This is a genomic window from Comamonas sp. CMM03 (assembly GCF_019218715.1).
Lineage (GTDB): Bacteria > Pseudomonadota > Gammaproteobacteria > Burkholderiales > Burkholderiaceae_C > Comamonas > Comamonas terrigena.
In genome coordinates this window covers 80,048-106,102 of the sequence record NZ_JAHUXB010000006.1, presented here as the reverse complement: position 1 = coordinate 106,102, position 26,055 = coordinate 80,048, and the positions used below count along the sequence as shown (strand labels likewise).

The window sequence follows — 26,055 nt, the reverse complement described above, 5'->3', positions numbered from 1 at the left end:
TTTGCCACACGCACCGCGCGACAATAGCGGATTAGGGCAAGCCCTTGGTCGGGGCGCTGCCCCTCGCTTTCCGGAGCCTTTCATGACATCCCCCGCAACCCATCCCTCTTCCATCGCCTTCATCGGCGGCGGCAACATGGCCAGTGCCTTCATCGGCGGCCTGCTTGCCCAGGGCCTGCCCGCTGCCAGCATCACCGTGGTCGAGCCGTTCGAGGCAGCCCGCGATGCGCTGAAGGCCAAATTCGGCATCGACGCGCTGCCGGCCGCAACCGCCGCGCTGCAAGCCGCCGAACTGGTGGTCTGGGCCGTCAAGCCCCAGACCTTCAAGGACGCGGCCGCTGCCGCCAGCCCCTACACCCGCCACGCCCTGCATCTGAGCGTGGCCGCCGGCATCACCACCGACAGCATCGCCCAATGGCTGGGCACCGGCCGCATCGTGCGCGCCATGCCCAACACGCCCGCCCTGGTGGGCAAGGGCATGACCGGCCTGTTCGCCCGCGCCGATGTGGACGTCGCTGGCTGCGCGCAGGTGGACGCTGTGATCGGCACCACCGGCCAGTTCATGTGGGTGGAGCAGGAAAGCCACCTGGACGCCGTGACCGCACTGTCCGGCTCCGGCCCGGCCTATGTGTTCTTCTTCCTGGAAGCCATGACCCGTGCCGGCCAGGACATGGGCCTGAGCGAAGCCCAGGCCTACCAGATGGCCGTGGCCACCTTCCAGGGCGCCTCCGAGCTGGCCGCCCGCTCCGACGAACCCGCCGCCGTGCTGCGCGAGCGTGTGACCAGCAAGGGCGGCACCACCTTCGCGGCCATCACCCACATGCAGGACACGCAGGTGGCTGCGCACTTTGTGCAGGCCATGCGCAAGGCCGAAGCCCGCGCCCAGGAACTGGCGGCCGAATTCGGCCGCTGAGCCGGTGGTGTGCGTTGTGCGGTGGCCGCGGTCACCGTGCAGCGCCGCTGGCGTGAACGGCGCTATGCGCCCCAGACCATGGAGCGCATGGAAATGGCTGCCATCTGGTAGTCGGTGTTGAAGCTGCGCACCGCCTCTCCGCCCTCCACCGCACCGGCCGCATACAGCAGCGGCAGGTAATGGTCATGGCTGGGGTGGGCCATCTGCGCCACCGGCCCCAGCTGCTGGAAGCCCACCAGACCCGCCAGATCCCCCTGGTCCACATGGCGGGCCACCATCTGGTCAAAGTCCACCGCCCAGTCATAGGCCTGCTGGGGTGACGAGGTGCGCTGCAGCGCGCGCAGGTTGTGCACCACGTTGCCGCTGCCGACAATGAGCACGCCCCGCTCGCGCAAGGCCCGCAGCTGCTGGCCCAGCGCGTAATGCTCGGCCGGCGGGCGGCTGTAGTCCATGCTCAGTTGCACCACCGGAATGGAGGCATCGGGAAACATGGGCTGGAGCACGCTCCAGGCCCCGTGGTCCAGCCCCCATGCCTGCGGGTCCACGCCCAAGGGCTGCCGGGTGTGCGGCATCTGCAGCTGGGCCGCCAGCTGGGTGGCCACCTGGGGGGCCCCCGGCGCCGGGTACTGCTGGGCAAACAGCTCCGGCGGAAATCCACCGAAGTCATGGATGGTCCTGGGCTGGGCCATGCCGGTCAGAAACGATCCACCCTGCGTGAGCCAGTGCGCCGAGATGCACAGCACCAGCTGTGGCCGCTCCACCTGCGCCAGCAGCTCCTGCCCCAACTGCTGCCAGCTGCGGCGGTAGGCGTTGTCTTCGATGGCGTTCATCGGGCTGCCATGCCCCAGGAACAGCACCGGCATGCGGGGCGACGGTTTGAGCTCGGCAATGCCCGCCTGCACGGCGGCCTGCGCGACATCATGGGCACTGGTCATGCGCACTCCTGCTGCAGCCAGCGCCGCCGCACCCGCGGCAGCTCCCAGCCACTGTCTGCGTTGCATCTTCCCACTTTCGCACGGTGCCCGCAGCACCGCGGGCATGAAAAAAGGGTGCCCACGGGCACCCTGGCTGGAAGGAGGGAGCCAGAGCGGCCCCGGCAAGTTCCGCTCAGCGCAGCGCGAACCCCAGCGCCACACCGGCAAACATGCAGGCACCGATCCAATGGCTTTTGCTGAAGGCCACAAAACAGCCTTCGCGCGTGCGGTGCCGGATCAGCGTGTAGTGCCACACGAGCTGCGCCGCCGCCGCGCCCATGCCCAGCCAGAACGGCCAGCCCAGCTGGTACGGCGCCAGCACCCAGGCCGTCAGGCCCCAGCACAGCACGAAGAAGGCCATGATGCCGGCCACATCGAAACGGCCCAGCGTGATGGCCGACGTCTTCATGCCGATCTTCAGATCGTCGTCGCGGTCCACCATGGCGTACTCGGTGTCGTAGGCCAGCACCAGGAACATATTGGCCAGCCACAGCACCCAGGCGGCCAGCGGTACGCTGCCTGTCACCGCGGCAAAGGCAATCACGATGCCGAAGTTGAAGGCAATGCCCAGAAAGGCCTGGGGCATGGCAAAGAAGCGCTTGGTGAACGGGTAGAGAATGGTGAACAGCACGGCCGGCACCGACCAGGCCACCGCCTCCCAGCGCGTCGACAGCACCAGACCGAATGCCACCAGGGTGAGCACCACGCCGACCATGGCCGCCTCTGGCACCGAGACCTGGCCGCTGGTGATGGGCCGCTGCGTGGTGCGCTTCACATGCTTGTCGAAGTCGCGGTCGGCAATGTCGTTGATGGTGCAGCCGGCGCTGCGCATCAGCACCGTGCCCAGCACAAAGACGAGCAGCAGATGCCAGCCCGGAAACCCGTCTGCAGCCACCCACAGCGCTGCCAGCGTGGGCCAGACCAGCACCAGCCAGCCCGCGGGGCGGTTCCAGCGGATCAGGTCCAGATACAGCGACAGTTTGCTGCGCGCCGGTGCAGCAGGGGAAGCAACAGGGGAGGTCATAGCCGAGAATTGTCGCGCCAAATGCACAACGCCCGCTGGCAGCGGGCGTTGCGACTGAGCAGTCTGGTGCGGGAAGTGGTCAGTCTTCCAGCAGCGAGCGCAGCATCCAGGCGGTCTGCTCATGCACCGTCAGGCGCTGGGTCAGCAGGTCGGCCGTGGGCTCGTCGCTGGCCTTGTCCGCCAGGGGGAACAGTTCGCGCGCGGTGCGGGCCACGGCTTCATTGCCCTGTACCAGGATGCGGATCATCTCCACGGCCTTGGGCGGGGTGGCGGGCACATCGGGCAGGCTGGTCAGCTTGCCGAACTGGGCATAGGAGCCGGGGGCAAAGTGGCCCAGCGAGCGGATGCGCTCAGCAATCGGGTCCACCGCATTCCACAGCTCGGTGTACTGGCCCATGAACATGGTGTGCAAGGTGTTGAACATCGGACCCGTCACATTCCAGTGGAAATTGTGCGTGGTCAGGTACAGCGTGTAGGTGTCGGCCAGCAGGCGCGACAGGCCTTTGGCAATCGCTTCACGGTCCTTGTCGCTGATACCGATATTGATAGCAGGCACTGCCGGTACAGCATCGGTCTTGCTGTCTTTCTTAACGCTTGTCTTGCTCGAATCTTTGGCCATGGATCTGGACTCCTTTCATGCAAGCCCCGTGGGGCGTTCTGAAAACTGTAGCGCACAACGCGCGCACTGTCATGCGCGCTGCTGTGACCAAGCTCAAGATAGGCGTGTGACGCCCGGCAGCGCGCAGGCGTAGACGGCGTTGCGCAGTGCGGCAATGGCTTCGTAGCGGGTGAAGCTGCGGCGCCAGACCAGCACAACGCGGCGGCTGGGAGGCGGCACACCGTCTTCTTCGACGATGGGCAGGTAGCGGATGTGCGGCTCGTCCGATTTGCGGCGGCGCGGCGTGTCCAGCGCATCCTTGGGCACGGACAGGCGCGGCACCAGGGTCACGCCCATGCCGGCGGCCACCATGTGCTTGATGGTTTCCAGCGACGAGCCTTCGAAGGTGCGGCGGATGCCTTCGGCATTGCTGGCGTAGCGGGCGAACTCGGGGCAGACCTCGAGCACATGGTCGCGGAAGCAGTGGCCTGCGCCCAGCAGCAGCATGGTCTCGTTCTTCAGGTCCATGGTGGACACGGTGGACTTCTGCGCCAGCGGGTGGCTGCTGGGCACGGCGGCCATGAAGGGCTCGTCGTACAGCGGCGCAATGGCCAGGCCGGTGTCGGGAAAGGGCTCGGCCACGATGGCACAGTCGATCTCGCCGGTGCGCAGCATTTCCAGCAGCTTGACGGTGAAGTTCTCCTGGAGCATCAGCGGCATCTGCGGTGTGCGCTCGATGGAGTTGCGCACCAGATCGGGCAGCAGATAGGGGCCGATGGTGTAGATCACCCCCAGCGTCAGCACGCCGGACAGCGGGTCCTTGCCGCGCTTGGCGATCTCCTTGATCGCGGCCGCCTGTTCCAGCACGCTCTGCGCCTGGCGCACGATTTCCTCACCCAGCGGCGTCACCGTCACTTCCCCCGCGCTGCGCTCGAACAGCTTGACGTCCAGTTCATCCTCGAGCTTCTTGATCGCCACAGACAGCGTGGGCTGCGACACATAGCAGGCATCGGCCGCGCGGCCAAAGTGCTTTTCTCGGGCAACCGCAACGATGTACTTCAGTTCTGTGAGCGTCATGGCGTGTGTGGATCTTTTCTATGCAGGGAGAGGACTCAACATTTTGCATGCCCTCGCTTGTTTCGCAGTCAGGGTGCAGCGATTTTTTCAGAAAAATGTCAGCTGAACACCAGATATCGACCGCATATCGTGCGCTGATCCGGAAGTTCACGCCTTGAGGTATTCGGCCTTGCCGCCCAGCCAGCGTGAAATATGCATCTCCGCCAGCAGCGGATGCTGCTCCAGCATGGATGGTGCCAGCTCACGCGCCCACTCCAGCAGCGCAATGTCCTGCTCCAGATCGGCAAAGCGCAGCATGGCCGCGCCCGACTGGCGTGCGCCCAGGAATTCGCCCGGCCCGCGGATTTCCAGGTCGCGCCGCGCAATCTCGAAGCCATCGTTGGTCTCGGCCATGGCGCGCAGCCGCTCCTTGCCGGTATCGGACAAGCGCCCGTTATCGTTGACCGCATACAGCAGCACGCAGGCCGAAGCCGCAGCGCCCCGCCCCACACGGCCGCGCAGCTGGTGCAGCTGGCTCAGGCCAAACCGCTCGGCATGCTCGATCACCATCAGGCTGGCATTGGGCACGTCCACCCCCACTTCGATCACCGTGGTGGACACCAGCACGCCCATGATGCCGGCCGTGAACAGCTCCATCACGGCCTTCTTCTCGGCCGTGGGCATGCGCGAGTGCAGCAGTCCCACCATCACGCCGGGCAGGGCTTCGCTCAGATCGGTGTGCGTGGCCGTGGCATTGGACAGGTCCAGCGCCTCGCTTTCCTCGATCAGCGGGCACACCCAGTAGACCTGCCGCCCGGCGGCCACCTGGGCACCGATGCGGGCGATGACCTCGTCCTTGCGGCTGTCCGAGATGACCTTGGTCACGATGGGCGTGCGCCCCGGTGGCAGCTCGTCGATGACGGACACATCCAGATCCGCGTAATAGCTCATCGCCAGGGTGCGGGGAATGGGCGTGGCACTCATCATCAGCAGGTGCGGCTCCAGGCCGGCATGGGCCAGCTTCTGCCGCAATGCCAGGCGCTGGGCCACACCAAAGCGGTGTTGCTCGTCGATCACGGCCAGCGCCAGGTTGTGGAACTGCACCTGCTCCTGGATCACCGCATGCGTGCCGACCACCAGCGCGGCTTCGCCGCTGGCCACCAGCGCCAGCATGGCGGCACGTTCCTTTTTTTTCTGCGCCCCGGACAGCCAGGCCACTTTTTTGCCAAGCGGCTCCAGGATGGGCTCCAGCCAGCCCACCAGCTTGCCGAAGTGCTGTTCGGCCAGGATTTCAGTGGGCGCCATCAGCGCGCACTGCCAGCCGGCGGCAATGCAGACCATGGCCGACAGGGCGGCCACCACGGTCTTGCCCGAGCCCACATCGCCCTGCAGCAGGCGGTGCATGGGCATGGTGCGCGCCATGTCATCGGCGATTTCGCGGCAGACGCGCTGCTGGGCCCCGGTCAGGCCAAAAGGCAGGACCGCCAGAAACTGCTCCACCAAGGACTGCTCCCCGGCGACAGGCGGCGGCACGCGCAAGGCCGGGGCCCTGAGCCGCGCACGCTCGCGCTTGGCCTGGTACTGCGACAGCTGCTGGGCCAGCAGCTCTTCGGCCTTCAGGCGCTGCCAGGCCGGGTGGGAATGGTCTTCCAGCGTGGCCAGCGCCACATCGGGTGTGGGGTTGTGCAGGAAATAAAGCGCCTCCCGCAAGCCCAGCAGGCCATGCAGCCCCGCTTCGCTCCAGTACGGCAGCACCGGCGGCGGCGTGCCCGGCGGCAGCGTCTCGGGCAGCTGCACACGCTGCAACGCACTGGCAATCGCACGGCGCAAATAGGGCTGCGGCAGGCCGGCGGTGGTCGGGTAGATGGGGGTCAGCGCCTGGGGCAGCTCGCCACCGGCCAGCTTGAAGGCAGGGTGCAGCATCTGCCGCCCCCAGAACCCCCCTTTGACTTCGCCCCGGATGCGCAGCACCGCCCCCGGCGAAAGGGTTTTCTGGTGCGAGGGGTAGAAGCTGAAGAAGGTGAGCACGCAGGTGCCGGTGCCGTCGTCCACCGTGACCTTAAGCATGCGGCGGGGGCGCAGCTGGACTTCGCTCTGGGTGACCGTGGCTTCGATCTGCACCGTCTCGCCATCGCGCGCATTCTTCAGCGGGATGATGCGGGTTTCGTCCTCGTAGCGCAGCGGCAGGTGCAGGGCCAGATCGATGTCACGCACCAGGCCCAGCTTGTGCATGGCCTGTTGGGCAGCACTGGCGGCAGGTTTTTTGGCGGGAACAGAAGCAGGCATGAGCAGAATCAAACAGCAGGCAGGCGATGGCGACAAGCAGCGGGGGACAGGCTACCATGGTCCACTCCTGACCAGCGCCAAAGTGCCGCCCCTATCGCATGTTCAAGCGCATCTCCGTTCAGCACCTGACCACCGGCATGTACATCTACGAGATGTGCGGCCCCTGGATCTCCCACCCTTTCTGGCGCAGTGCCTTCCTGCTGACCGATGCGTCCGACCTGCAGCGGCTGCGCAAAAGCAAGGTCACGGAGGTCTGGATCGATCCGGCCCGCGGCAAGGACATTGCCCCCGGCGTGCCCTGCGTGGTCTGGGATCCCCAGCAGACATCCGACCCGGACCGCACACCGCCCACGGCCAAACCGCAGGCGCGCCCGCTGGCGGCCATCGACACGGCGCCGACCTCCCTGGGCAAGGAGCTGCACACGGCCATGGCGCTGTGCGAGCAGTCGCGCGATGCCATGCTGGACATGTTCAGCGAAGCCCGCATGGGGCGCGCCATCGGCATGGACATGGCCGAAAACCTGGTCAACGAAATCACCGGCTCCGTGCTGCGCAGCCCGGATGCCCTGCTGAGCGTGGCGCGCCTGAAGACGGCCGACAACTACACCTACATGCACTCGGTGGCGGTCAGCGGCCTGATGGTGGCCCTGGCACGCAAGCTGGGCCATGACGAGGCCGCGGTCCGGCGCGCCGGCATGGCCGGCCTGCTGCACGACCTGGGCAAGGCCCACATGGACCCGGCCATTCTGAACAAACCCGGGCAACTGACGGACGCAGAGTTTGCGCACATCAAGGGCCACCCCCGCGCCGCCTATGACCTGCTGTGCGGCAGCAGCGACATGGATGCCACCGTGCTGGACGCCTGCCTGCACCACCACGAGCGGCTGGATGGCGGTGGCTACCCCGACGGACTGGGGGGCGATGAAATCAGCCTGCTGGCACGCATGACCGCCATCTGCGATGTGTACGACGCCATCACCTCCGACCGCCCCTACAAGAAAGGCTGGCCCCCGTCCGAATCGCTGCGCCGCATGGCCGAATGGACGGGTACCCACCTGGACAAGCGCCTGTTCGAAACCTTTGTCAAAACCGTGGGCATCTACCCGGTGGGATCGTTGGTGCGCCTGCAATCCGAACGGCTGGCCGTGGTCAGCGAGCCCTCGGTCAAAAGCCTGACCGCCCCCCGCGTGGTGGTGTTTTACTGCACACAAAGCCAGCGCAATCTCAGCCCCCAACTGGTCGATCTGTCCCAGCCGGGCCAGGACCGCATCGTCTGCCAGGAAGACCCGGGCGAATGGCCGTTCACCCACCTGGAAACGCTGTGGCGCAAGGGTGCAGCTGCCACAGCCTGAAGGCGCCACGGGGCGCGGTAGGCAAGCGCCCGCCTGCAGGCTGCAAGGCGCGTGCGGGCTTCAGACCGGCTGCTGGGTGGCGTCTTCCGCCGGCACCTGCGGCGCGGCTGCCAGCTGGCAGCCGTTGCGCCCCAGCGATTTCGCGCCGTAAAGCGCCGCATCGGCCATGTCCACCAGCTGGGTGCGGCCATAGCGACCGTCCTTGCTGGCGGGCGGCACCATGCTGGCCGCGCCCGCGCTGACGGTGACGCAAGGCCAGACCGGCGAGTTGCCGTGCGCCAGCTCCAGCAGGCGTACATTGCGCACGATCTGCCTGGCCACGGCCAGCGCGCCTTCGGCGTCGGTGTCCGGCAGGATCACGGCAAACTCTTCACCACCGTAGCGCGCCACCACATCGCTGACGCGGTGCACGCTGGTGCGCAACGCCTGGGCGACGGCCTGCAGGCAGCGGTCGCCCTGCTGGTGGCCGTGGTGGTCGTTGTAGCGCTTGAAATGGTCCACATCGACCATCACCAGCCCCACGGGCCGGCCGCTGCGGCCGGCCTGGGCACAGGCCTGCACCAGGCGTTCCTCAAAGTAGGCGCGGTTGGCAATCTGCAGCAGGCCATCGGTGCGCGACATGGCTTCCAGCCGCACATTGGCCTGGGCCAGCTCCTGGGTGCGTTCGGCCACGCGTTCTTCCAGCAGCAGATTGGATTCGGCCAGCTGCATGTTCTGCAGCGACAGCGCGGTGTAGAGCTTGCCGATCATCTTCAGCAGCGCCTGGGTGCCGTTGTCGTTGTTGCGGCGCTCCTGGTCGAAGGCCTGGGCCGGCGACAGGCCGCCGCGGATAGAGCAGATCTGCCGCGCCATCGACTGGTCCACGCCCAGGATGTGCAGGCCCAGCCACGAGGTCAGAAAGCCCACCAGCGTGGTGCCCGGGTCGGCCATGCTCTTGCGCTGGCGCCACAGCAGTGCCACCTGCTCCACAAACTGCTGGTGCAGATGGCGGTGCGGCTGCATGTGGCGTTCGTCCAGACCGTGCTGCTGCATCAGCTCTTCTTCTTCGGCAAAGTGGTATTCGGTATAGGCCAGCAGACGGCGGTAGATGTCTTCCAGCAGGGCGTCGTTGTCCTGGCCCTGCCCCTGGCGAAACAGCGCACCGCTCAATTCGTTGAACAGATCCACCAGCGCATGGTGTTGCCCATCCACGCCTTCCAGATCGGTAATGAAGTTGTCGTCCCAGACAAATGTCGTGTCCATGCCCACACCACTTGTTGCAGTAAGTAACTAGCCAGTCTAGGCCGTGCGCTTTGTACGTGTACTGATACGGCGCAAACATTCCCATGGACCCCGGGGGCATATGCGGAGCGATCAGGGGAATTACCCGTATGCTTTTGCGCCCCGTCGCCGGTATTTGCGACAATTCGTCTTTCGGTTTCGACCTTGGAACGGGCTTGTCAGGCCCTCAAGAACACGCATGTCTTTCAGTCCCCGCCCGCACACCCTCAGTGATTTCGACTTTGCTCTGCCCGAGCATCTGATTGCCCAACACCCTGCCGCCGAACGCAGCGCCTCGCGCCTGCTGGACGGCCGCCAGAGCCCTCCGGTGGACCGCGTGTTCAAAGAGCTGCCCGATCTGCTGCACGAAGGCGATCTGCTGGTCTTCAACGACACCAAGGTGGTCAAGGCCCGCGTGTTCGGAGAAAAAGCCAGTGGCGGCAAGCTGGAACTGCTGATCGAACGCGTGCTGGAAGGCAACGAGGTCGTGGCCCATATGAAGGTCAGCAAAAAGCCCCTGCCTGGCGCCAAGATCCATCTGCACGGCGGTCTGGGCAAGGGCGGCTTCGATGCCACGCTGCTGGGCCGCTGGCCCGATGAAAGCGGCCCGCTGTTCCGCTTTGCGCTGCAGGGCGCCCACAACGCCACCCCCTGGGATCTGATGGAGCAGTTCGGCCACCTGCCGCTGCCGCCCTACATCGCCCGCAACCAGAACAGCGACGAAGACCCGGACGAAGCCGAGGACACCGAACGCTACCAGACCGTTTTCGCCAGCCACCCCGGCGCCGTCGCGGCGCCCACGGCAGCCCTGCACTTCGACCAGGGCGTGCTGGATGCGCTGAAGGAGCGCGGCGTGGAGACCGCCTCGGTCACGCTGCACGTGGGGGCCGGCACCTTCCAGCCGGTGAAGGTGGAGAACATCGCCGAACACCAGATGCACAGCGAGTGGTACAACATTCCGCTGGGCACGCTGGCTGCGCTGGAGCGCTGCCGCCAGCGCCGTGGCCGCATCATCGCCGTGGGCACCACCAGCGTGCGCACGCTGGAATCCTGGGCCCGCACCGGCCAGATCAGCGGCGACACCAACATCTTCATCACCCCCGGCTTCGAGTTCCGCGTGGTGGACTGCCTGATCACCAACTTCCACCTGCCCAAGAGCACGCTGATGATGCTGGTCAGCGCCCTGGCCGGCTACAAGCACGTGATGGAGCTGTACCAGCATGCGGTGCAGAACGAGTACCGCTTCTTCAGCTACGGCGATTCGATGCTGCTGGAGCGCAAGCGCTGAGCCACCGCGGCGTTTGCCGATCGCCCCAGGGCGTCAAGCCCCCCTTGTCGCCCTGCATGCCCCGCTCCGGAGCGGGGGCTCCCGGAGAAGCCGGCGCGCCTACTGCGGCACGCCCTTGCAGCCCCGCACGCGCGACAGCTGCATATGCTGCGGGGCCAGCAGCGCCACCAGGCCGCAGCCCAGCGACGCCTGCCACTGCACATAGTCGTGGCCGCTGACGAAGCTGCGCTGCATCACCCACAGCCCGCGCGCGCGCAGCACGTCGCTCAGCTCGGCCGTGGTTTCCAGAATGCCGTCGCGCGCGCCCCGACCGCTTTCGAACAGGCCCGCATCAAGGTAGAAGCGCACGTTCGGCATGGGCGCGGGCAGCGTCTGCCAGGCCCGCTGCATCCAGCCCGGCGCTTCGCCCTCTGGTGCCCACCAGTAGGAGCCTGACATGCTCAGCACGTTGCCGAACAGCTCCGGGTGCGTCAGCCCCAGGTAGCTGGACACCAGCCCCCCATAGCTGCTGCCCGCGACCACGGTGCGGCGCGCCATCTGCCCCAGGCCCTGGGCCTGCACCCAGGGCATCAGCTCCTCGGCCATGAAGCGGGCGAACTGCGGGTTGGGTGGCAGCTCGTCCCCCCGGACCTCGGGACTGGCATTGCCCACGATCACCGCCGCCACCGGCGGCAGCAGGCCATCGGCCACCAGGTTGTCCAGAATGCGCGGCGTGGCCACGTCGTGCACATAGGCATGGGCGTCGAACAGCACCAGCAGCCCCTGCACGCCCTGCGCGCCCGCGCCCGCAGGCACGTAGGTCCACACATCGCGCTCATTGCCCAGGATGGCGCTGTGCACCACATGGCGTGTCAGCGTGCCGCGCGGCACCCCGGCGCGTGCGGCGACCCAGGGCTGGGCAGGCGCCTGCGGCAGGCTCAGCACCGAGCGCCCCTGGTGGATGTCGTCCAGCCCGCCCCACGGGGCGGTGGGAAAGACCGCCGGGTTCAGCGGATCGCGCTGCAGTGTGGCCAGAATCATGCGCCGCTGCTGCCGCGTATCGGCAATCTGCGGCACATCCGGCGCCAGCCCATAGCTCAGGCGCGCGCGCGGGTCCATCACCACGCTGGTCCACCAGACATCGCTGCCGGCCAGCTTCTGCAGCGGGTTGTGGTCGCCGCTGGGGCTGCCGAACAGGCGCACATTGGTGTTGCCCCGGTCGCGCCACACAAAGGTCACCAGCAGTTGGCCATCCTGCCACGGCTCCACCAGCGGCGCACCCTGCTGCTGCACGGTCTGCCAGAACGCCTCGGTGCCAGCGCCGCCGGCCACGGCCTGCTCCAGCGCCTGCAGCTGCGGCCCCATCGGCGTGTCCGCGGCAGACAGGGGTGCGGGCCCTTCGCTGGTCCAGGTCTGCAGCACCTGCAGGCCCGCCGTGGCCGGCAGGCCGGCCAGCACGGGCGTGGCCCACAGCTGTTCGTGCTGTGCACCCTGGGTACGCCACATGGCCGTCTGCACGCCCCGGCCGTTCTCGGCCAGGCGGCGCAGATGCCGCCCCTGGGCATCGCGCAGATCGACGTGCACGTTCTCCCCGGTGATGCGCAGCTGCACCACCTGGCCGGCGGGCACTTCCAGCGGCAGCCGCTGCCCTGCGGCGGCAACGGCGGTCTGCACCGTTTTTTTCAGCATCGGCTCCGGGCTGTTGTCCTGCGCCTCCGCCGCGCCAGCGAGCACCGCGCACAGGACCCCGGCCAGGGCGAAGGGGGTGGGTTTCTGCAAAATTCTTTTCAAGGTCATGTCTGCTTCGTTGCCCTCGGCGTGGCCCTCTCCTGCACCACAGCCCCGGCGCAGGGTATGCGCACCGGGGCTGTGGTCATGGCAATGCGCCGGACGAATTCACCCGGCGCAACATACGGTTCAGAAGTCCACCGTGGCCGACAGACGCAGCGTGCGCGGTGCACCCACGGTCATGAAGTTGTCGGCGAATGCACCCGCCCAGTATTGGCGGTCAAACAGATTCTGCAGGTTGGCGCGCAGGGTGACGGGCTTGCCGCCCATGCGGGTGGCATAGCGCACCCCGGCGTCAAAACGCGTCCAGCTGGGCGCCTGGATGGTGTTGCTGGAATTGACCCACTGCGTACCGGTGTAGACCATGCGGCCGCTGACCGCCAGCCCCGGCACGGCGGCCACGGCATAGTCGGCCCCCAGATTCGCCGTCCAGCGCGGCACACCATACATGTCCAGCCCGTCCTTGCTGCCGCCCTGGGTCTTGGTCTGCTTGGCCTGGGTGTAGGCCACGCCACCCAGCAGCGTCCACGCGGATGCGAGCTTGCCCGACACGGTCCACTCCGCACCGCGGTTGCGCTGCTCGCCGTCATCCACCAGCGTGGGCAGCGTATCCCCCACGCGGTTCACCGAAATGGCGGAGGGCTTGCTGATCTGGAACAGCGAGAAGGTGTGCGTCAGCCCGGCGTTCTGCCACTTGACCCCAGCCTCCATTTGTTGGGTCTGGTAGGGCTTCAGGGTCTCGCCGGCATTCGCGTACCCGGCGGCCACGGTGGTGCCTGCGCTCAGGCCTTCGATGTAGTTGGCGTACAGCGACAGATGCCCTCCCCAGGGCTTGGCCACAATGCCCAGCATGGGCGTGGTGGCCTGGGCGTCGTAGCCGGCCATCTTCTGCTCCACCTGCTGCAGGCGCAGACCGGCGGTGACGGCGAGCTTGCCATCGAGCATGCTCAGCGTGTCGGCCATGGCATAGCTGGTGATGACGTTGTCCTTTTCCTGCTTGTAGGCGGTCGCCTCGCTGCTGAACACCACCTTGTCGCTGGGCGCATACAGATCGCTCACATAGCTGGCCGACGGCACGCCGCCCTTGGCATTCAGGCCACGCCCGCCTTCCTGGCGCAGCTGGTTCATGGACAGCACCAGTTCATGCGCCACCGCGCCGGTGCGGAACTTGCCGCGCACCCCCACATCCCCGGTGAGGTTCTTGGTGTAGCCATACTGGTTGTAGGTCTGGGTGTTCAGCGTGTGGCCGTCTTTTTGCAGAATGCCGCGCGTGCCGTTGAGCATGCCGGTGTATTCGTGCTCGGCCCAGCCCAGGCTGCCGTACACGCTCCAGGCGTCGTTCAGCTCGGCCGTACCGCGCAGCATCACGCCGTCACTTTGCTGCTCCGCCTGCATGCCGCGGAACTGGTTCAGCGAGGCATCCGGCGCGGCCACCATATGGCCCACCGTGGCAAAGCCCACCATCAGCGGGCTGCCATTGGCGATGGTGGAGCGGTAGCTGTAGGCGTCCAGCCCCAGCGTCCAGCGATCGCCCTGGTAGTCCATCGCCAGCGCACCCAGGCGCTTGCGGCGCTTCTGGTCGTCGACATCGGTTTCACCGCTGGCCATGCTGCCGTTGACACGGATGCCGAGCCGGCGCTCTTCCCCAAAGCGTCTGGACACGTCGGCGTGCACACCGAACTGCGAACCCGTGGCGAACGAGGTGGTCAGCTGTGTGCGGTCATCGGCCGTGGGACGCTTGGTCACCACATTCACGACACCGCCCACGGCGCCGCCCGGCGCCATGCCGTTGAGCAGCGCGCCCGGGCCCTTGAGGACTTCGACACGCTCCAGCATTTCGGTGGGAATGTGCCCGTCGGGCGCCATGCCGTACAGGCCGTTGAGAGAGACATCGCTGGAATTCACCTCCAGCCCGCGGATGGTGTAGTTTTCGTAGGCGTGACCGGCATTGGTGGTGAAGCGCACCGAGGGGTCGTTTTCCAGCACCGCCGCCACCGTGGCGCTCTGCTGGTCGGCAATCACCTGCTGGGTGTAGCTGGTGATGTTGAACGGTGCATCCATCACATCGCGGTTGCCCAGCAGACCCAGGCCGGCGCCCTTGGCCACCTGCACCCCTGCCGCCGGGGCAGGCAGCGTCTGCACATCCTGTGCCGAACGCACGGTGACTTCCTTGAGCGTGGTGGTGGGCTCGTCCTGGGCCCGTGCGACGGAGGCACTCAGGCCCAGCACACCGGCCAAGGCCAGGACATGGGGAGACAGCAAGCCGCTGCGCGCAGCGGGGAACAGGGTGCGATGCGAAGGAGACATGAACAAAAAAGGCCCACACGGGCCAAGGAGTGATTTTTAATGAGAATTATTATCACTCACGTTTTGTATCGGTGCGTACATCCTGACCCAAACTTGAGAGGCGCACGCAGTCTTGCGCCGCCTCTCCCATCGGCCAGCGCTTTCCCGCTACGCATCCCTGTCGGTGGGGTGTGGCTTGATACCGGCCGTACCTGCTACCAAAAAACAAGCACCGACGTGACTGCCAATGGCAGCCACCGTGCCAGCACCGCTACCAACCGCAGACACACTCGCTACACAGGCGCGGCGGTGCGCCCTCCCCCATGGGAACGGCCATCACGCAAAGTAGTGGCACAAGCGCTGCCCCTGGATCTCATGCACCGAGACGGGAATGCCGTAGAGCGCGCTCAGCACCTCGTTGCGCACCACGGTGGCAGGTGTGCCGATATAGGCCAGCTGCCCGTCCTTCATCGCCACGATGTGGTCGGCATAGCAACTGGCAAAGTTGATGTCGTGCAGCACCACGACCACGGTCTTGCCGCGCTCGTCCACCATGCGCCGCAGCAGCTTCATCATGGTCACGGCATGGGCCATGTCCAGGTTGTTCAGCGGCTCATCCAGCAGAATGTAGGGGGTGTCCTGGCACAGCACCATGGCGATGTAGGCGCGCTGGCGCTGGCCGCCAGACAGCTCGTCCAGAAAGCGCTCGGCCAAATCCTGCAGGTGCAGGTATTCCAGTGCTTCGTCCACATGGCGCAGGTCGTCGGGCGCCATGCGGCCCTTGCTGTGCGGAAAGCGGCCAAAACCCACCAGGTCGCGCACCGTCAGGCGCAGCGTGCTCTGGTTGTCCTGGCGCAGGATGGCCATCACACGGGCCAGCGCATCGCTGGCCGTGGTGGCCACATCCAGTCCGGCCACGCTGGCGCTGCCGCTGCTGATCGGCATCAGGCGGCTGACCAGCGACAGCAGCGTGCTCTTGCCTGCCCCGTTGGGGCCGATGATGGCCGTGAATTGCCGCTCCGGAATCTGCACCGTCACACCGTGCAGCACGGTGGTGCTGCCATGGCGCTTGACGATGTCGCGCGTCTCGATCATTGCTTTCCCCTGCGCATCAGCAGCGCAATAAACACCAGGCCGCCTACAAATTCCACCACCACCGACAGCGCAGAATTGAAGCCCAGCACCCGCTCCAGCACCACCTGGCCGCCCAGCAGCAGGACGGTTCCCCACAGCAGCACGGCCGGCAGCACCCAGGCGTGGCGGCGTGTCCCCATCCACTGGTAGGCCATATTGGCCACCAGCAGACCGAAGAAGGTCACCGGCCCCACCAGCGCGGTCGATACCGCGACCATGGTGCAGACCACCAGCAGCAGCTGCAGCACCTGGCGGCGATAGTCCAGCCCCAGGTTGATGGCGGCATCCCGCCCCAGCGCCAGCACGTCCAGCACATGGCGGCGGCGCCAGAAGAAGCCACCGCCCAGCAGCAGCAGGATGCCGGCAGGCAACAGCAACGGCGTCTGGATGGTGTTGAAATTCGCGAACATGCGGTCCTGCAGCGAGGCGAACTCGTTGGGATCGATCATGCGCATGGCAAAGCTGGTGAGGCTGCGAAACAGGATGCCCGCCACCATGCCCACCAGCAGCATCAGGTGCAGGCTGCTTGCCTGGCCCGCAAACAACCAGCGCACCAGCAGCACGCTGAGCGCCACCATGCAGACAATCTCCAGCCCGAACTTGGGCACCATGCCCAGCGCCACCACGCCCACGGATCCCAGCACCAGCACCAGCACCGCCTGCAGCAACTGATAGAGCGCATCCAGGCCCATCACCGCCGGCGTCAGAATGGTGTTGTGCGTCACGGTCTGGAACACCACGGTGGACATGCCCAGCGCACAGGCCACCACCACCATGGCCGCCAGCTTGGTGCCGCGGTGCTGCAGCACAAAGGCCCAGTCGGCCTCCACACCCACGGTCATGAACGCGGTCATGGCCAGCAGCGCCAGCACAGCCAGCAGCCCCAGCCGCGCACCCGGGCGCTGCCAGCGCACCGGCGCCACAGGCGCGGGCTTGGCATCCGCCACGGCGGCGGGATTCAAGGTCGGCATGCTTCAGCCCTCCCGCTTTCGCTGGTGCAGCAGGATGGCCAGGAACAGCGCACTGCCCACCACGCCCATCACCGTGCCCACCGGAATTTCATAGGGCGCAATCACCAGGCGCCCCACCAGATCGCAGGCCAGCGTCAGCCCGGCGCCCGCCGCCGCCACCCACAGCACACTGCGGCGCACGTTGTCACCCACCAGCAGGCGCACCACATTCGGCACGATCAGCCCCACGAAGGGAATGCTGCCCACCGTGACCACGATGCAGGCCGTGACCAGCGCCACCACGATCAGCCCCTGCCAGACCAGCGCCTTGTAGTTCAGTCCCAGGTTGGTGGCGAAGGATTCGCCCAGGCCCGCCACTGTGAAGCGGTCCGCCGCCAGACAGGCCACCACGGTGACCGCCAGCGACAGGTAGAGCATCTCGTAGCGGCCTTCGACGACGGCCGAAAAATCGCCGTTCGACCAGGCACGCAGCGACTGGATCATGTCGTGCTGGTAGGCCAGGAAGGTGGTGCCCGCCTCGATCACGCCCGCCAGAATCAAGCCCACCAGCGGCACGATCCACGCCGTGCGCAGGCGGATGCGCGACAGTGCGCCAATGAACAGGCCGGTGCCCGCCAGCGCAAACAGCGCCGCCACGCCCATCTTGGCCATCACCGGCCAGTCCGGCGCCCACAGAATGCACACCAGCATGCCCAGCGTGGCCGACTCCACCGTGCCCACGGTGGATGGTTCCACAAAATGGTTGCGTGCCAGCATCTGCATCAGCAAGCCCGCCACCGCCATGGCCGAACCGGCCAGCACCAAGGCCAGTGTGCGCGGCACGCGCGAGTACATCAGCACCTGGGCCACCAGATCGTCCTCGCTGCGGCTCCACAGCGTGTTCCAGGACACATCGCTGACGCCCACGGCCAAGCTGGCCATGGCCAGCGCCAGCAGGGCAACGGCGGCGGCGATGACCTTGGCACTGCCCCCAGCCCATCCGGACGCGGGTGGCGGAGATGGATGGGTGCGGGGCGCCTTACTTGCCGAAAGCATCGGACAGCTGCTTCAGGTTCTCCCTGAGCGCGCCCGGACCGGCGTTGGACAGCAGATACCAGTTCGCCGCATTCAGGTAGACGATGTGCTGGTTGCGCCAGGCCTTGGTGGCATGCACCAGCTTGTTGTCCAGCAGCTTCTGGGCCGAAGCGCCTTCGCGGCTGATGGCCGCATCGCGGTCCAGCACCAGCATCCAGTCGGGGTTGGTCTTGAGCAGGTACTCGAAGGACACGGCCTGGCCATGCTTGGAGACCTCGATCTTGTCCTTGATGGGCTGCACGCCAAACACCGTGTACAGCATGTCAAAGCGCGAGCCCGGGCCGTACACGCTCATCTTGCCGCCATTGGTCATCAGCATCAGGGCCGAACCCTGCTTCTGTGCCTTGGACTTCACATCGGCGATTTCGGACTCGATCTGCTTGATCTCGGCCGCCCCCTTCTGCGGCACGCCGTACACGGCCGAGATGGCGCGGATGTTGCGGTAGATCTGCGTCAGCTGGTCACCGTCGCCGATCGTCACATCCAGCACGGGTGCGAACTTCTTGAGTTCATCGATCTTGGGCAGCGTGCGGTTGCCGGCAATGATCAGGTCGGGCTTGAGGGCCTTGATCTTTTCGTAATCGGGCTCGAACAGGCTGCCGATCTGTGGGTACTTGGCGGCATCCTTGTAGCCCGCCAGCAACGGCGGCAGCGCCTGGTTGGGGACCCCGTGCACCGCCCCGCCCAAGGTCTGAATGATGTCCAGCGCGCCCAGGTCATAGACCAGCACAGTCTTGGGCTGCAGCGGCATAGACACCTCACCGGTGTTGTCCTGCACCTTGACATTTGCCGCCTGCGCCGCCGACCACGACAGGGCCAACACCACACCCAAGCCCGCCAACGTCTGGCGGCGCGTCCACAAACCTTGCATATCCATTCCTTTGCGATGCATTCAAGAGGGCCAAAAGCCCATCGAATCCATTTTATGAGAATCATTCTCAGTAAAAGTTCCGAAAGAATTGCTACCACTCCCAAACGAGGGCATTGCAAACGCTTCCTTGATCCGCCTGAGGCGGCTTTTACCGAGCACTCGACAAAATGACACACATACGCGACGTATCGGACGAACCAAAGTGCAGAGTCTGTGACAAACATGCTAGATTCAAAGGCTATCCATAGCCATGCTACAGATGTAATGCAGTCTCCAGAAACATATACGCCTCCCGATAATGAGATTGATCTTCTGGATCTGCTCGTGGTAATTGCCGAAAATCTTCGGCTGCTTGTAGCAGGGACCATGCTGGCCGGCCTTTTGGGGTTGGCGATTGCTTTTTCGCTGCCCAAAACTTACGAAAGTACCTCGATACTGTCGCCCAGCAAAAATGGATTGGATGTTTCCGGCCAAGTGGTCGCAAGCTATATCAAATCTGCCGATATTCTGGAGCAGGTCGCCAAAGATCTGCAGTTTGAGCAGGATGTAAGCAGCGCCCAACGGCTGAAGAAAATGGAGGCGCTGATTCAGGTCGCTGTGGGCAAACAGGAAGCCCCCTTGGTTACGCTGACAACCCAAGGCCCCACCCCTGAAAAGGCCCAGACACTCAACGCCACCATCTGGAAAAAACTTTTGCCCCACACCGCTCCACGCGGGAAAGAGCAGGAACGTCTGCAACAGCAACTGGAGGCAGAAAGCGCACGCTTGGCCTCGGCAGAAATGCTGGAAGCCGCGACCCTCAAACAGTTGCAAAGCGGCACCAGCAGCGAAGGACTTTCCCGTTTGTATGGCGAGCTGCAGGCGTCGAACAGCAAAAGGCAAGAGCTCATTTCCAAGCTGGAGTCCCAGATGGAAGGCCTGACTGAAGAGAATTTGGCCCAGCAACCCACTCTGACAGAGCTGCCCGCCAAGCCCCAGAAGTCGCTGATTGTGCTCGGCTGCACCGCCGCTGGCGGCATGTTGCTACTGCTGTTCGTTCTGATCCGTCATGCCTTGCACGGGGCCAACCAGAATCCCGCGCAAGCGGGAAAAGTCGCGCGCCTGCGTGCAGCACTTGGCCTGAAACCATAAACACCCGACGACCAAACTCCTCCAAGGCATGCTTAGCGCATGCCTTTTTTATGGTGCGAACGTCAAAACAGCTGGCACTTCATGCCAGGAGCCACAGCACATCCGGATCTCAATATCCGTGCGTTTCCCGAAACCGCTTGGCTTGCCCAAAGTGCCCATTGCCGATGAAGGGCACAGGCGGACGCAATGCGGACAGCGGTGAGGGGTGGTTGCTCATCAGCACCAGGTGACCGCGGTCCTGCGGGATCAAGAGGCGCTTGGACTGGGCATGGCTGCCCCAGAGCATGAAGACCGTGGGCCGGCCCTGTTCGGCCACCTGACGGATGATGGCATCGGTCAGCAGCTCCCAGCCGCGCTTGCTGTGGCTGGCGGCCTGGCCTTCTTCCACGGTCAGGCAGGTGTTGAGCAGCAGCACACCGTTCTGTGCCCACTTCACCAGGCTGCCACCAGGTTGCGGGAATGGGGGAAATGGCGCCCCCAGGTCGCGCTGGATTTCCTTGAAGATGTTCTGCAGCGAAGGCGGCAGCCGCACGCCGCTGGCCACGGAAAACGCCAACCCTTCGGCCTGTCCTCTCCCATGGTAGGGGTCCTGCCCCAGAATGACCACCCGCACATCCTCGGGCGCGGTCAACTCCAGTGCACGCAGCGGCTGCGGTGGAAACACCACCGCACCCGCATCCAGGCGCTGCTGCAGATAGTCCAGCAACTGCTGGCCGGAGGGCGAGAAGAAGAACGCATCCACCGCCGCCTGCCAGCCAGGCGCCACGGCCCAGTCGCTGGGATTGGCGCTTTCCAGTTGCGTTGCTGTTCCAGCGCTTGCATCGGACATTTCAGACCACTTTCCTACTCAAAAACACGAATGGCCAGCGAGCGCAGTGCACTGATTCTGGCGCGCTCCCCGCACTTGCCAACTTGGCCGCGTGCACCAGCCATCCCCTGCACACCATCCGTCACCGCACAGCGTGCCGCTGCGGGCAGAGACGCGGTGCCGTGCAATGGCCTTATTTCTTGGGATGGGCAAACAAGGCGGCCAGCGCTTCGCCCGGTTCATCCGCACGCATGAAGGCTTCACCCACCAGAAAGGCGTTGATGCCCGCATCGCGCATGGTCTTCACATCGTCACGGGTCATGATGCCGGACTCGGTCACCAGCAGACGGTCGGCCGGCACCTGCTTTTGCAGGTCCAGTGTGGTCTGGATATTGACTTCGAAGGTGCGCAGATTGCGGTTATTGATGCCCACCAGTTCGGTCTTGAGCTTGAGCGCCCGCTCCAGCTCCACGCCATCGTGCACCTCCACCAGCACCGCCATGTCCAGGCTGTGGGCGATCTGCTCCATCTCCGCCATCTGGCTGTCTTCCAGGCAGGCAGCGATCAGCAAAATGCAGTCGGCACCCATGGCCCGCGATTCGTAGATCTGGTAGGGATCCACCATGAAGTCCTTGCGCAGCACCGGCAGCAGCGTGCTGGCACGGGCCTGCTTGAGGAAATCAGGCTCGCCCTGGAAGAACTGGCGGTCGGTCAGCACCGACAGGCAGGCGGCCGTGGCGTTGCCGTGGATCTTCGCCTTGGTGTTGCTGTTGCCCACCATGTAGCTCTGGGCAATGTCGGCCGGATCGAAGTCCGGACGGATCACACCCTTGCTGGGGCTGGCCTTCTTGATCTCTGCAATCACACCGGCCTGGCCGGCTGCGATCTTGGCGCGCAGCGCACCCACGAAGTCGCGTGTGCTGACACGGCTTTCGGCATCGCGGCGCATGGCCTCGAACGGCGTACGCTGCTTGGCTTCCGCCACTTCCTGCACCTTGGCGTCGCAGATTTTTTTCAGAATGTCGGACATATGGATTCCCTTGTTCGTCGCAGCCCCTGACGGGGCTTTCTATGCATTCGATTGTCGCGCCTTGCCTGCCGCCAGCCACATCACTCCATCGGTAAGCCCTCCAGGCTGCCGCGTGACGCATGCTATGAAGCACCCACACCGCCGGGGCCTGCATGCTTCAGTCCGTGGGCGGCGCTGGCTTGTCAGGCGCCGGCGTGCGGGCGATCTGCAGGATGATGCGGTGCATCACCACCCCAACCACCAGGAACAGCAGCGAAATGCCCAGCACGATCCACGTGCCAGCATCGTTCCAGATCGGGGCATCGAGCAGGCTCATGCAGACAGTTTGCCCGTGTAGGCAACCAGTTGCTGCAGTTTCTGCAGCGCGGCACCGCTGTCCAGTGCCTGCTGGGCACGCAGCAGGCCGTCTTCAATGCTGCGGGCCACATTGGCAGCGTACAAGGCAGCACCGGCATTCAGGCAGACGATGTCACGCGCAGGCCCCTGGTCGCCTTGCAACACACCTAGCAGCATGGCCTTGGATTCCTCGGGGTTCTCCACCTTCAGTGCACGCGTACCCGCCATGCGCAAGCCAAAGTCTTCGGGGTGGACTTCATACTCGCGCACCAAGCCGTCCTTGAGCTCGCCCACCAGCGTCCCGGCACCCAGGCTGATTTCGTCCAAGCCGTCACGGCCATAGACCACTAGTGCGTGTTCAGCACCCAGGCGCTGCAGCGCACGGACCTGGATGCCGACCAGATCCTCATGGAACACCCCCATCAGGATGTTGGGCGCACCAGCCGGGTTAGTCAGCGGCCCCAGGATGTTGAAGATGGTACGCACGCCCAGTTCCTTGCGCACCGGGGCCACATTCTTCATGGCCGGGTGGTGGTTGGGCGCGAACATGAAGCCGATGCCCACATCGCGGATGCAGTCCGCAATCTGCGTGGGCTGCAGGGTGATGTTGATGCCCAGCGCTTCCATGGCATCGGCACTGCCGCTTTTGCTGCTGACGCTGCGTCCACCGTGCTTGCTGACCTTGCCGCCGGCCGCCGCGATCACAAAGGTCGAGCAGGTCGAGATGTTGAAGGTATTGGCACCATCGCCGCCGGTCCCCACAATGTCCACTAGGTGGGACTTGTCGTGCACCTGCACCTTATTGGAGAACTCCCGCATCACCTCGGCGGCCGCGGAGATTTCGCCAATGGTTTCCTTCTTCACGCGCAGACCGGTGACGATGGCGGCGGTCATCACGGGCGAGAGCTCCCCGCGCATGATCATGCGCATCAGGTGCAGCATTTCATCGTGGAAGATTTCGCGGTGTTCGATGGTGCGCTGCAGCGCTTCCTGGGGGGTGATGGCGTTGATGGTGGCCATGGTCCGTATTCCTTTGCGGTGGCTGGTGCTGCCTGGTATGCGCGAGGCGCCGGGTTTCAGGTTGTTTTTGCTTGGAAACCGAAGCGGCCTGCACACAGCAGCGGTGCAAAATGAAAGGGCCGGCTGCTGGTGGCAGCGCGGCCCGGGTTTTATTTCTGTTCCAGAAAGTTCTTCAGCATGGCATGCCCGTGCTCCGTGAGGATGCTTTCCGGGTGGAACTGCACACCCTCCACTGCCAGCGTCTTGTGTCGCACGCCCTGGATCTCGCCGTCCTCGCTGGTGGCGGTGATTTCCAGGCAGTCCGGCATCGTGGCCCGGTCAATGACCAGCGAGTGGTAGCGGTTGACGGTGAACTGCTTAGGCAGATCGGCGAACACGCCGCGCTGGTCGGTGGTGATGACACTGGTCTTACCATGCATCTGCTGGCCCGCACGAACGATGTCACCACCGAACGCCGCGCCAATACCCTGGTGGCCCAGGCACACACCCAGCAACGGCAGCTTGCCGGCAAAGTGCTGGATGGCGGCCACCGAAATGCCCGCTTCCGCCGGCGAACAGGGACCGGGCGAGATCACAATGCGCTCGATGCCCTGCTCCGCCACCAGCTGGATCACCGCGTCCAGCGTGGTTTCGTCGTTGCGCACCACAGTCACATCCGCCCCCAGCTCGCCCAGATACTGGACGATGTTGTAGGTGAAGCTGTCGTAGTTGTCGATCATCAGGAGCTTCATGGCTGCTCCCCCTTGGGCTGCAGGCCGGCAGCGCGCAGACGGGCCAGCTCCTGGTGTTCGTAATCGATGTAGCACTCCATCATGGCGCGGTACAGGCGTTCGATCAGGTCGGGATTGCCGCCCTGGGCCATCGCCTGGGGCCGCACCCTGTCGATGATGGTCTGGATGCGGGCTTCATCGCGCACCAGGGCTTCGTCGTTCTTCACCGTGGCGGCCTGGGTCATGTAGCCGCTGCGCTCCACCAGCAGTGGCACCAGGATGTCGTCCAGCGCATTCACGCCGGCACGCACTTCTGCCATGGTGCTGCAGGTTTTCACTTTGTCGATCGCGCGCGTCATTACTCGAGTCCTTCTTCTACCAGCTCTGCCGCGCGCAGCATGGCGCGCGCCTTGTGTTCGGTTTCTTTCCACTCCATCTCGGGAACGGAGTCGGCCACCACACCGGCCGCCGCCTGCACATACAGCATGCCGTCCTTGATGACGCCGGTGCGAATGGCAATCGCCATGTCCATGTGGCCGGCAAAGCTCAGATACCCCACGGCGCCGCCGTAGATGCCGCGCTTGGTGGGTTCCAGCCTGTCGATGATTTCCATGGCGTGCACCTTGGGCGCGCCCGACAGCGTACCTGCCGGGAACGTGGCCTTGAGCACGTCCATGCTGGTCATGCCGTCCTGCAGAATGCCCTCGACGTTGCTGACGATGTGCATCACATGGCTGTAGCGTTCCACCACAAAGGCCTCGGTCACCTTCACGCTGCCGGTCTTGGCAATGCGACCAATGTCGTTGCGCGCCAGATCGATCAGCATCACATGCTCGGCACGCTCCTTGGGGTCGTTCACCAGTTCCAGCTCGGCTGCCTTGTCCTTCTCGGGGGTGGCGCCACGCGGGCGTGTGCCGGCCAGCGGACGGATGGTGATCTTCTCGCCCTCCTCCACTTTTTCCTGGCGCACCAGGATCTCGGGGCTGGCCCCCACCACCTGGAAGTCGCCGAAGTGGTAGTAGTACATATAGGGGCTGGGATTGAGCGAGCGCAGCGCGCGGTACAGCGCCAGCGGCGATTCGGTGTAGCGCTTGTGGATGCGCTGACCGACCTGCACCTGCATGAAGTCGCCGGCCGCAATCAGCTCCTTGGCCTCGCCCACTGCCTTCAGGTAGTCCGCCTTGGCAAAGCTGCGCTCGGCCGGGTGGCTGTCACCGCCCTTGATCTGGGGCGCGCTGACCGAGTAGCGCAGCTGGTCCTTCAGCTGGCGCATGCGACGCTTGGCCTTGGAATACGCCTCGGCCTCGGCCGGATTGGCATAGACGATGAAGTACAGGCGCCCCGACAGATTGTCGATGACGGCCACCTCCTCGCACTGCAGCAGCATGATGTCGGGCGTGCCCAGCGTGTCGGGAGGGCAGCTGGCTTCGAGCTTCTTCTCGATATAGCGCACCGCGTCATAGCCGAAGTAGCCGGCCAGACCGCCGCAGAAGCGCGGCAGGCCGGGCACCAGGGCCACTTTGAAGCGCTTCTGGTAGTCGGCAATGAAGTCCAGCGGATTGCCGACATGCGTTTCCACCACGGCGCCGCCGGTCACCACCTCGGTCTTGGCCGCCGCGCCAAAGCCGCTGGCACGCAGATGGGTGTGGCTGGGCAGTCCAATAAAACTGTAGCGCCCGAAGCGCTCTCCGCCGACGACGGACTCCAGCAGAAAGCTGTATTTGCCGTCGCCGTTGGCATGCGCCAGCTTGAGATAGAGGGACAGCGGCGTTTCGAGGTCGGCAAACGCCTCGGTCACCAGGGGGATGCGGTTATAGCCTTCGCTGGCCAGGCTTTTGAATTCGAGTTCCGTGATCACAGGAGCAGATTCCCATCGCGGGCGGCGCTCCGGTCTTGTGGGGGCCAGGCAGGCCCACGGGCGCCGCGGGTTCATTCTTTGCGCCCCGTGCGCAACGGCAGGGACTACGGGTGCACGCGCGGCAATGCACCCGCGTGCGTGTTAAACGGTCATGACGGATGGCTTGCGCCAGGGCCAGGCTCCCCGGTCCGCGCAACCTGTGATGAACACGTAGTGAATGAACATAGCGCCAAAGTGTAGCAAACCTGCGCACGGACCGGCGGATGGGATGCATCTTGTCCTGCAATCCCGACCATCGCGCCCGCCCA

Annotated in this window: 23 protein-coding genes; 4 read left to right on the top strand and 19 right to left on the bottom strand. The window is 65.2% G+C overall.

Annotated features, from left to right (window positions below; all coding sequences use genetic code 11):
* Positions 1–82 precede the first annotated feature (82 nt).
* Entirely contained in the window at positions 83–913 is an 831-nt protein-coding gene (gene proC / locus KW830_RS19315; RefSeq protein WP_218334112.1) for a pyrroline-5-carboxylate reductase, read from the top strand.
* Between the two features lie 62 nt (positions 914–975).
* Here the strand turns inward: proC and ygiD are convergent, their stop codons facing one another.
* The 5 genes from ygiD to recG form a co-directional block, all read right to left on the bottom strand.
* Positions 976–1,848, bottom strand: a complete 873-nt coding sequence (ygiD, locus tag KW830_RS19310) for a 4,5-DOPA dioxygenase extradiol (protein WP_218334111.1) — start codon at positions 1,846–1,848, stop codon at positions 976–978.
* A gap of 172 nt (positions 1,849–2,020) precedes the next feature.
* Entirely contained in the window at positions 2,021–2,911 is an 891-nt protein-coding gene (gene ubiA, locus KW830_RS19305) for a 4-hydroxybenzoate octaprenyltransferase (RefSeq protein WP_218334110.1), read from the bottom strand.
* A 79-nt stretch (positions 2,912–2,990) separates the two neighbouring features.
* The gene (locus tag KW830_RS19300) at positions 2,991–3,530 is read right to left on the bottom strand and encodes a Dps family protein (RefSeq protein WP_255578866.1); all 540 of its coding nucleotides are present in this window, start codon (positions 3,528–3,530) and stop codon (positions 2,991–2,993) included.
* 93 nt (positions 3,531–3,623) lie between these two features.
* Positions 3,624–4,586, bottom strand: coding sequence for a LysR substrate-binding domain-containing protein (locus tag KW830_RS19295; RefSeq protein ID WP_192334831.1), 963 nt, complete (start codon positions 4,584–4,586; stop codon positions 3,624–3,626).
* Positions 4,587–4,733: 147 nt separating this feature from the next.
* Positions 4,734–6,851, bottom strand: coding sequence for an ATP-dependent DNA helicase RecG (gene recG, locus KW830_RS19290; protein WP_218334109.1), 2,118 nt, complete (start codon positions 6,849–6,851; stop codon positions 4,734–4,736).
* Positions 6,852–6,949: 98 nt separating this feature from the next.
* Between recG and KW830_RS19285 the strand changes: the two genes are divergently transcribed.
* Entirely contained in the window at positions 6,950–8,203 is a 1,254-nt protein-coding gene (locus KW830_RS19285; protein WP_066541350.1) for an HD-GYP domain-containing protein, read from the top strand.
* 60 nt (positions 8,204–8,263) lie between these two features.
* Here KW830_RS19285 and KW830_RS19280 read toward each other — a convergent pair whose 3' ends face one another.
* Entirely contained in the window at positions 8,264–9,445 is a 1,182-nt protein-coding gene (locus tag KW830_RS19280) for a GGDEF domain-containing protein (RefSeq protein WP_066541352.1), read from the bottom strand.
* 217 nt (positions 9,446–9,662) lie between these two features.
* On the opposite strand from KW830_RS19280, the gene queA reads away from it, so the two are divergent.
* Positions 9,663–10,751, top strand: a complete 1,089-nt coding sequence (gene queA, locus KW830_RS19275) for a tRNA preQ1(34) S-adenosylmethionine ribosyltransferase-isomerase QueA (RefSeq protein ID WP_066541356.1) — start codon at positions 9,663–9,665, stop codon at positions 10,749–10,751.
* Positions 10,752–10,850: 99 nt separating this feature from the next.
* On the opposite strand, the gene KW830_RS19270 is transcribed toward queA, so the two are convergent.
* The 6 genes from KW830_RS19270 to KW830_RS19245 form a co-directional block, all read right to left on the bottom strand.
* Complete coding sequence (locus KW830_RS19270; RefSeq protein WP_218334108.1) at positions 10,851–12,527, bottom strand: alpha/beta hydrolase-fold protein; 1,677 nt, start codon at positions 12,525–12,527, stop codon at positions 10,851–10,853.
* A gap of 120 nt (positions 12,528–12,647) precedes the next feature.
* The gene (locus tag KW830_RS19265) at positions 12,648–14,825 is read right to left on the bottom strand and encodes a TonB-dependent siderophore receptor (protein WP_218334107.1); all 2,178 of its coding nucleotides are present in this window, start codon (positions 14,823–14,825) and stop codon (positions 12,648–12,650) included.
* A 315-nt stretch (positions 14,826–15,140) separates the two neighbouring features.
* Positions 15,141–15,899 carry an ABC transporter ATP-binding protein gene (locus tag KW830_RS19260; RefSeq protein WP_218334106.1) on the bottom strand — a complete coding sequence of 253 codons (759 nt, stop codon included), beginning with the start codon at positions 15,897–15,899 and terminating at the stop codon, positions 15,141–15,143.
* A complete protein-coding gene (locus tag KW830_RS19255) occupies positions 15,896–16,909 on the bottom strand; it encodes an iron chelate uptake ABC transporter family permease subunit (RefSeq protein WP_218334105.1) in 1,014 nt (337 codons plus the stop codon). Before KW830_RS19255 ends, KW830_RS19260 begins: the two co-directional genes overlap by 4 nt.
* Before the next feature lie 3 nt (positions 16,910–16,912).
* Positions 16,913–17,944 (bottom strand): ABC transporter permease, encoded by a 1,032-nt coding sequence (locus tag KW830_RS19250; RefSeq protein WP_218334104.1) that lies wholly within the window; start codon positions 17,942–17,944, stop codon positions 16,913–16,915.
* Complete coding sequence (locus KW830_RS19245; RefSeq protein WP_225608868.1) at positions 17,928–18,854, bottom strand: siderophore ABC transporter substrate-binding protein; 927 nt, start codon at positions 18,852–18,854, stop codon at positions 17,928–17,930. Before KW830_RS19245 ends, KW830_RS19250 begins: the two co-directional genes overlap by 17 nt.
* 264 nt (positions 18,855–19,118) lie before the next feature.
* Here KW830_RS19245 and KW830_RS19240 point away from each other — a divergent pair, with 264 nt between their 5' ends.
* Positions 19,119–19,985 (top strand): Wzz/FepE/Etk N-terminal domain-containing protein, encoded by an 867-nt coding sequence (locus KW830_RS19240; RefSeq protein ID WP_218334103.1) that lies wholly within the window; start codon positions 19,119–19,121, stop codon positions 19,983–19,985.
* A gap of 109 nt (positions 19,986–20,094) precedes the next feature.
* Here KW830_RS19240 and KW830_RS19235 read toward each other — a convergent pair whose 3' ends face one another.
* From KW830_RS19235 to trpE, 7 genes are all read right to left on the bottom strand, one after another.
* A complete protein-coding gene (locus tag KW830_RS19235; RefSeq protein WP_066541381.1) occupies positions 20,095–20,814 on the bottom strand; it encodes a uracil-DNA glycosylase in 720 nt (239 codons plus the stop codon).
* Positions 20,815–20,986: 172 nt separating this feature from the next.
* Positions 20,987–21,823 (bottom strand): indole-3-glycerol phosphate synthase TrpC, encoded by an 837-nt coding sequence (gene trpC / locus KW830_RS19230; protein WP_218334102.1) that lies wholly within the window; start codon positions 21,821–21,823, stop codon positions 20,987–20,989.
* 157 nt (positions 21,824–21,980) lie between these two features.
* Positions 21,981–22,139 (bottom strand): hypothetical protein, encoded by a 159-nt coding sequence (locus KW830_RS19225; protein WP_172591760.1) that lies wholly within the window; start codon positions 22,137–22,139, stop codon positions 21,981–21,983.
* A complete protein-coding gene (gene trpD / locus KW830_RS19220; RefSeq protein ID WP_218334253.1) occupies positions 22,136–23,170 on the bottom strand; it encodes an anthranilate phosphoribosyltransferase in 1,035 nt (344 codons plus the stop codon). The genes KW830_RS19225 and trpD overlap by 4 nt, the downstream gene beginning before the upstream one ends.
* A 158-nt stretch (positions 23,171–23,328) precedes the next feature.
* Positions 23,329–23,910: an aminodeoxychorismate/anthranilate synthase component II gene (locus KW830_RS19215; protein WP_218334101.1), complete on the bottom strand. Its 582-nt coding sequence runs from the start codon at positions 23,908–23,910 to the stop codon at positions 23,329–23,331.
* Positions 23,907–24,248 carry a chorismate mutase gene (locus KW830_RS19210; protein WP_066541388.1) on the bottom strand — a complete coding sequence of 114 codons (342 nt, stop codon included), beginning with the start codon at positions 24,246–24,248 and terminating at the stop codon, positions 23,907–23,909. Before KW830_RS19210 ends, KW830_RS19215 begins: the two co-directional genes overlap by 4 nt.
* Positions 24,248–25,747 (bottom strand): anthranilate synthase component I, encoded by a 1,500-nt coding sequence (gene trpE / locus KW830_RS19205; RefSeq protein WP_218334100.1) that lies wholly within the window; start codon positions 25,745–25,747, stop codon positions 24,248–24,250. Before trpE ends, KW830_RS19210 begins: the two co-directional genes overlap by 1 nt.
* Positions 25,748–26,055: the final 308 nt, after the last annotated feature.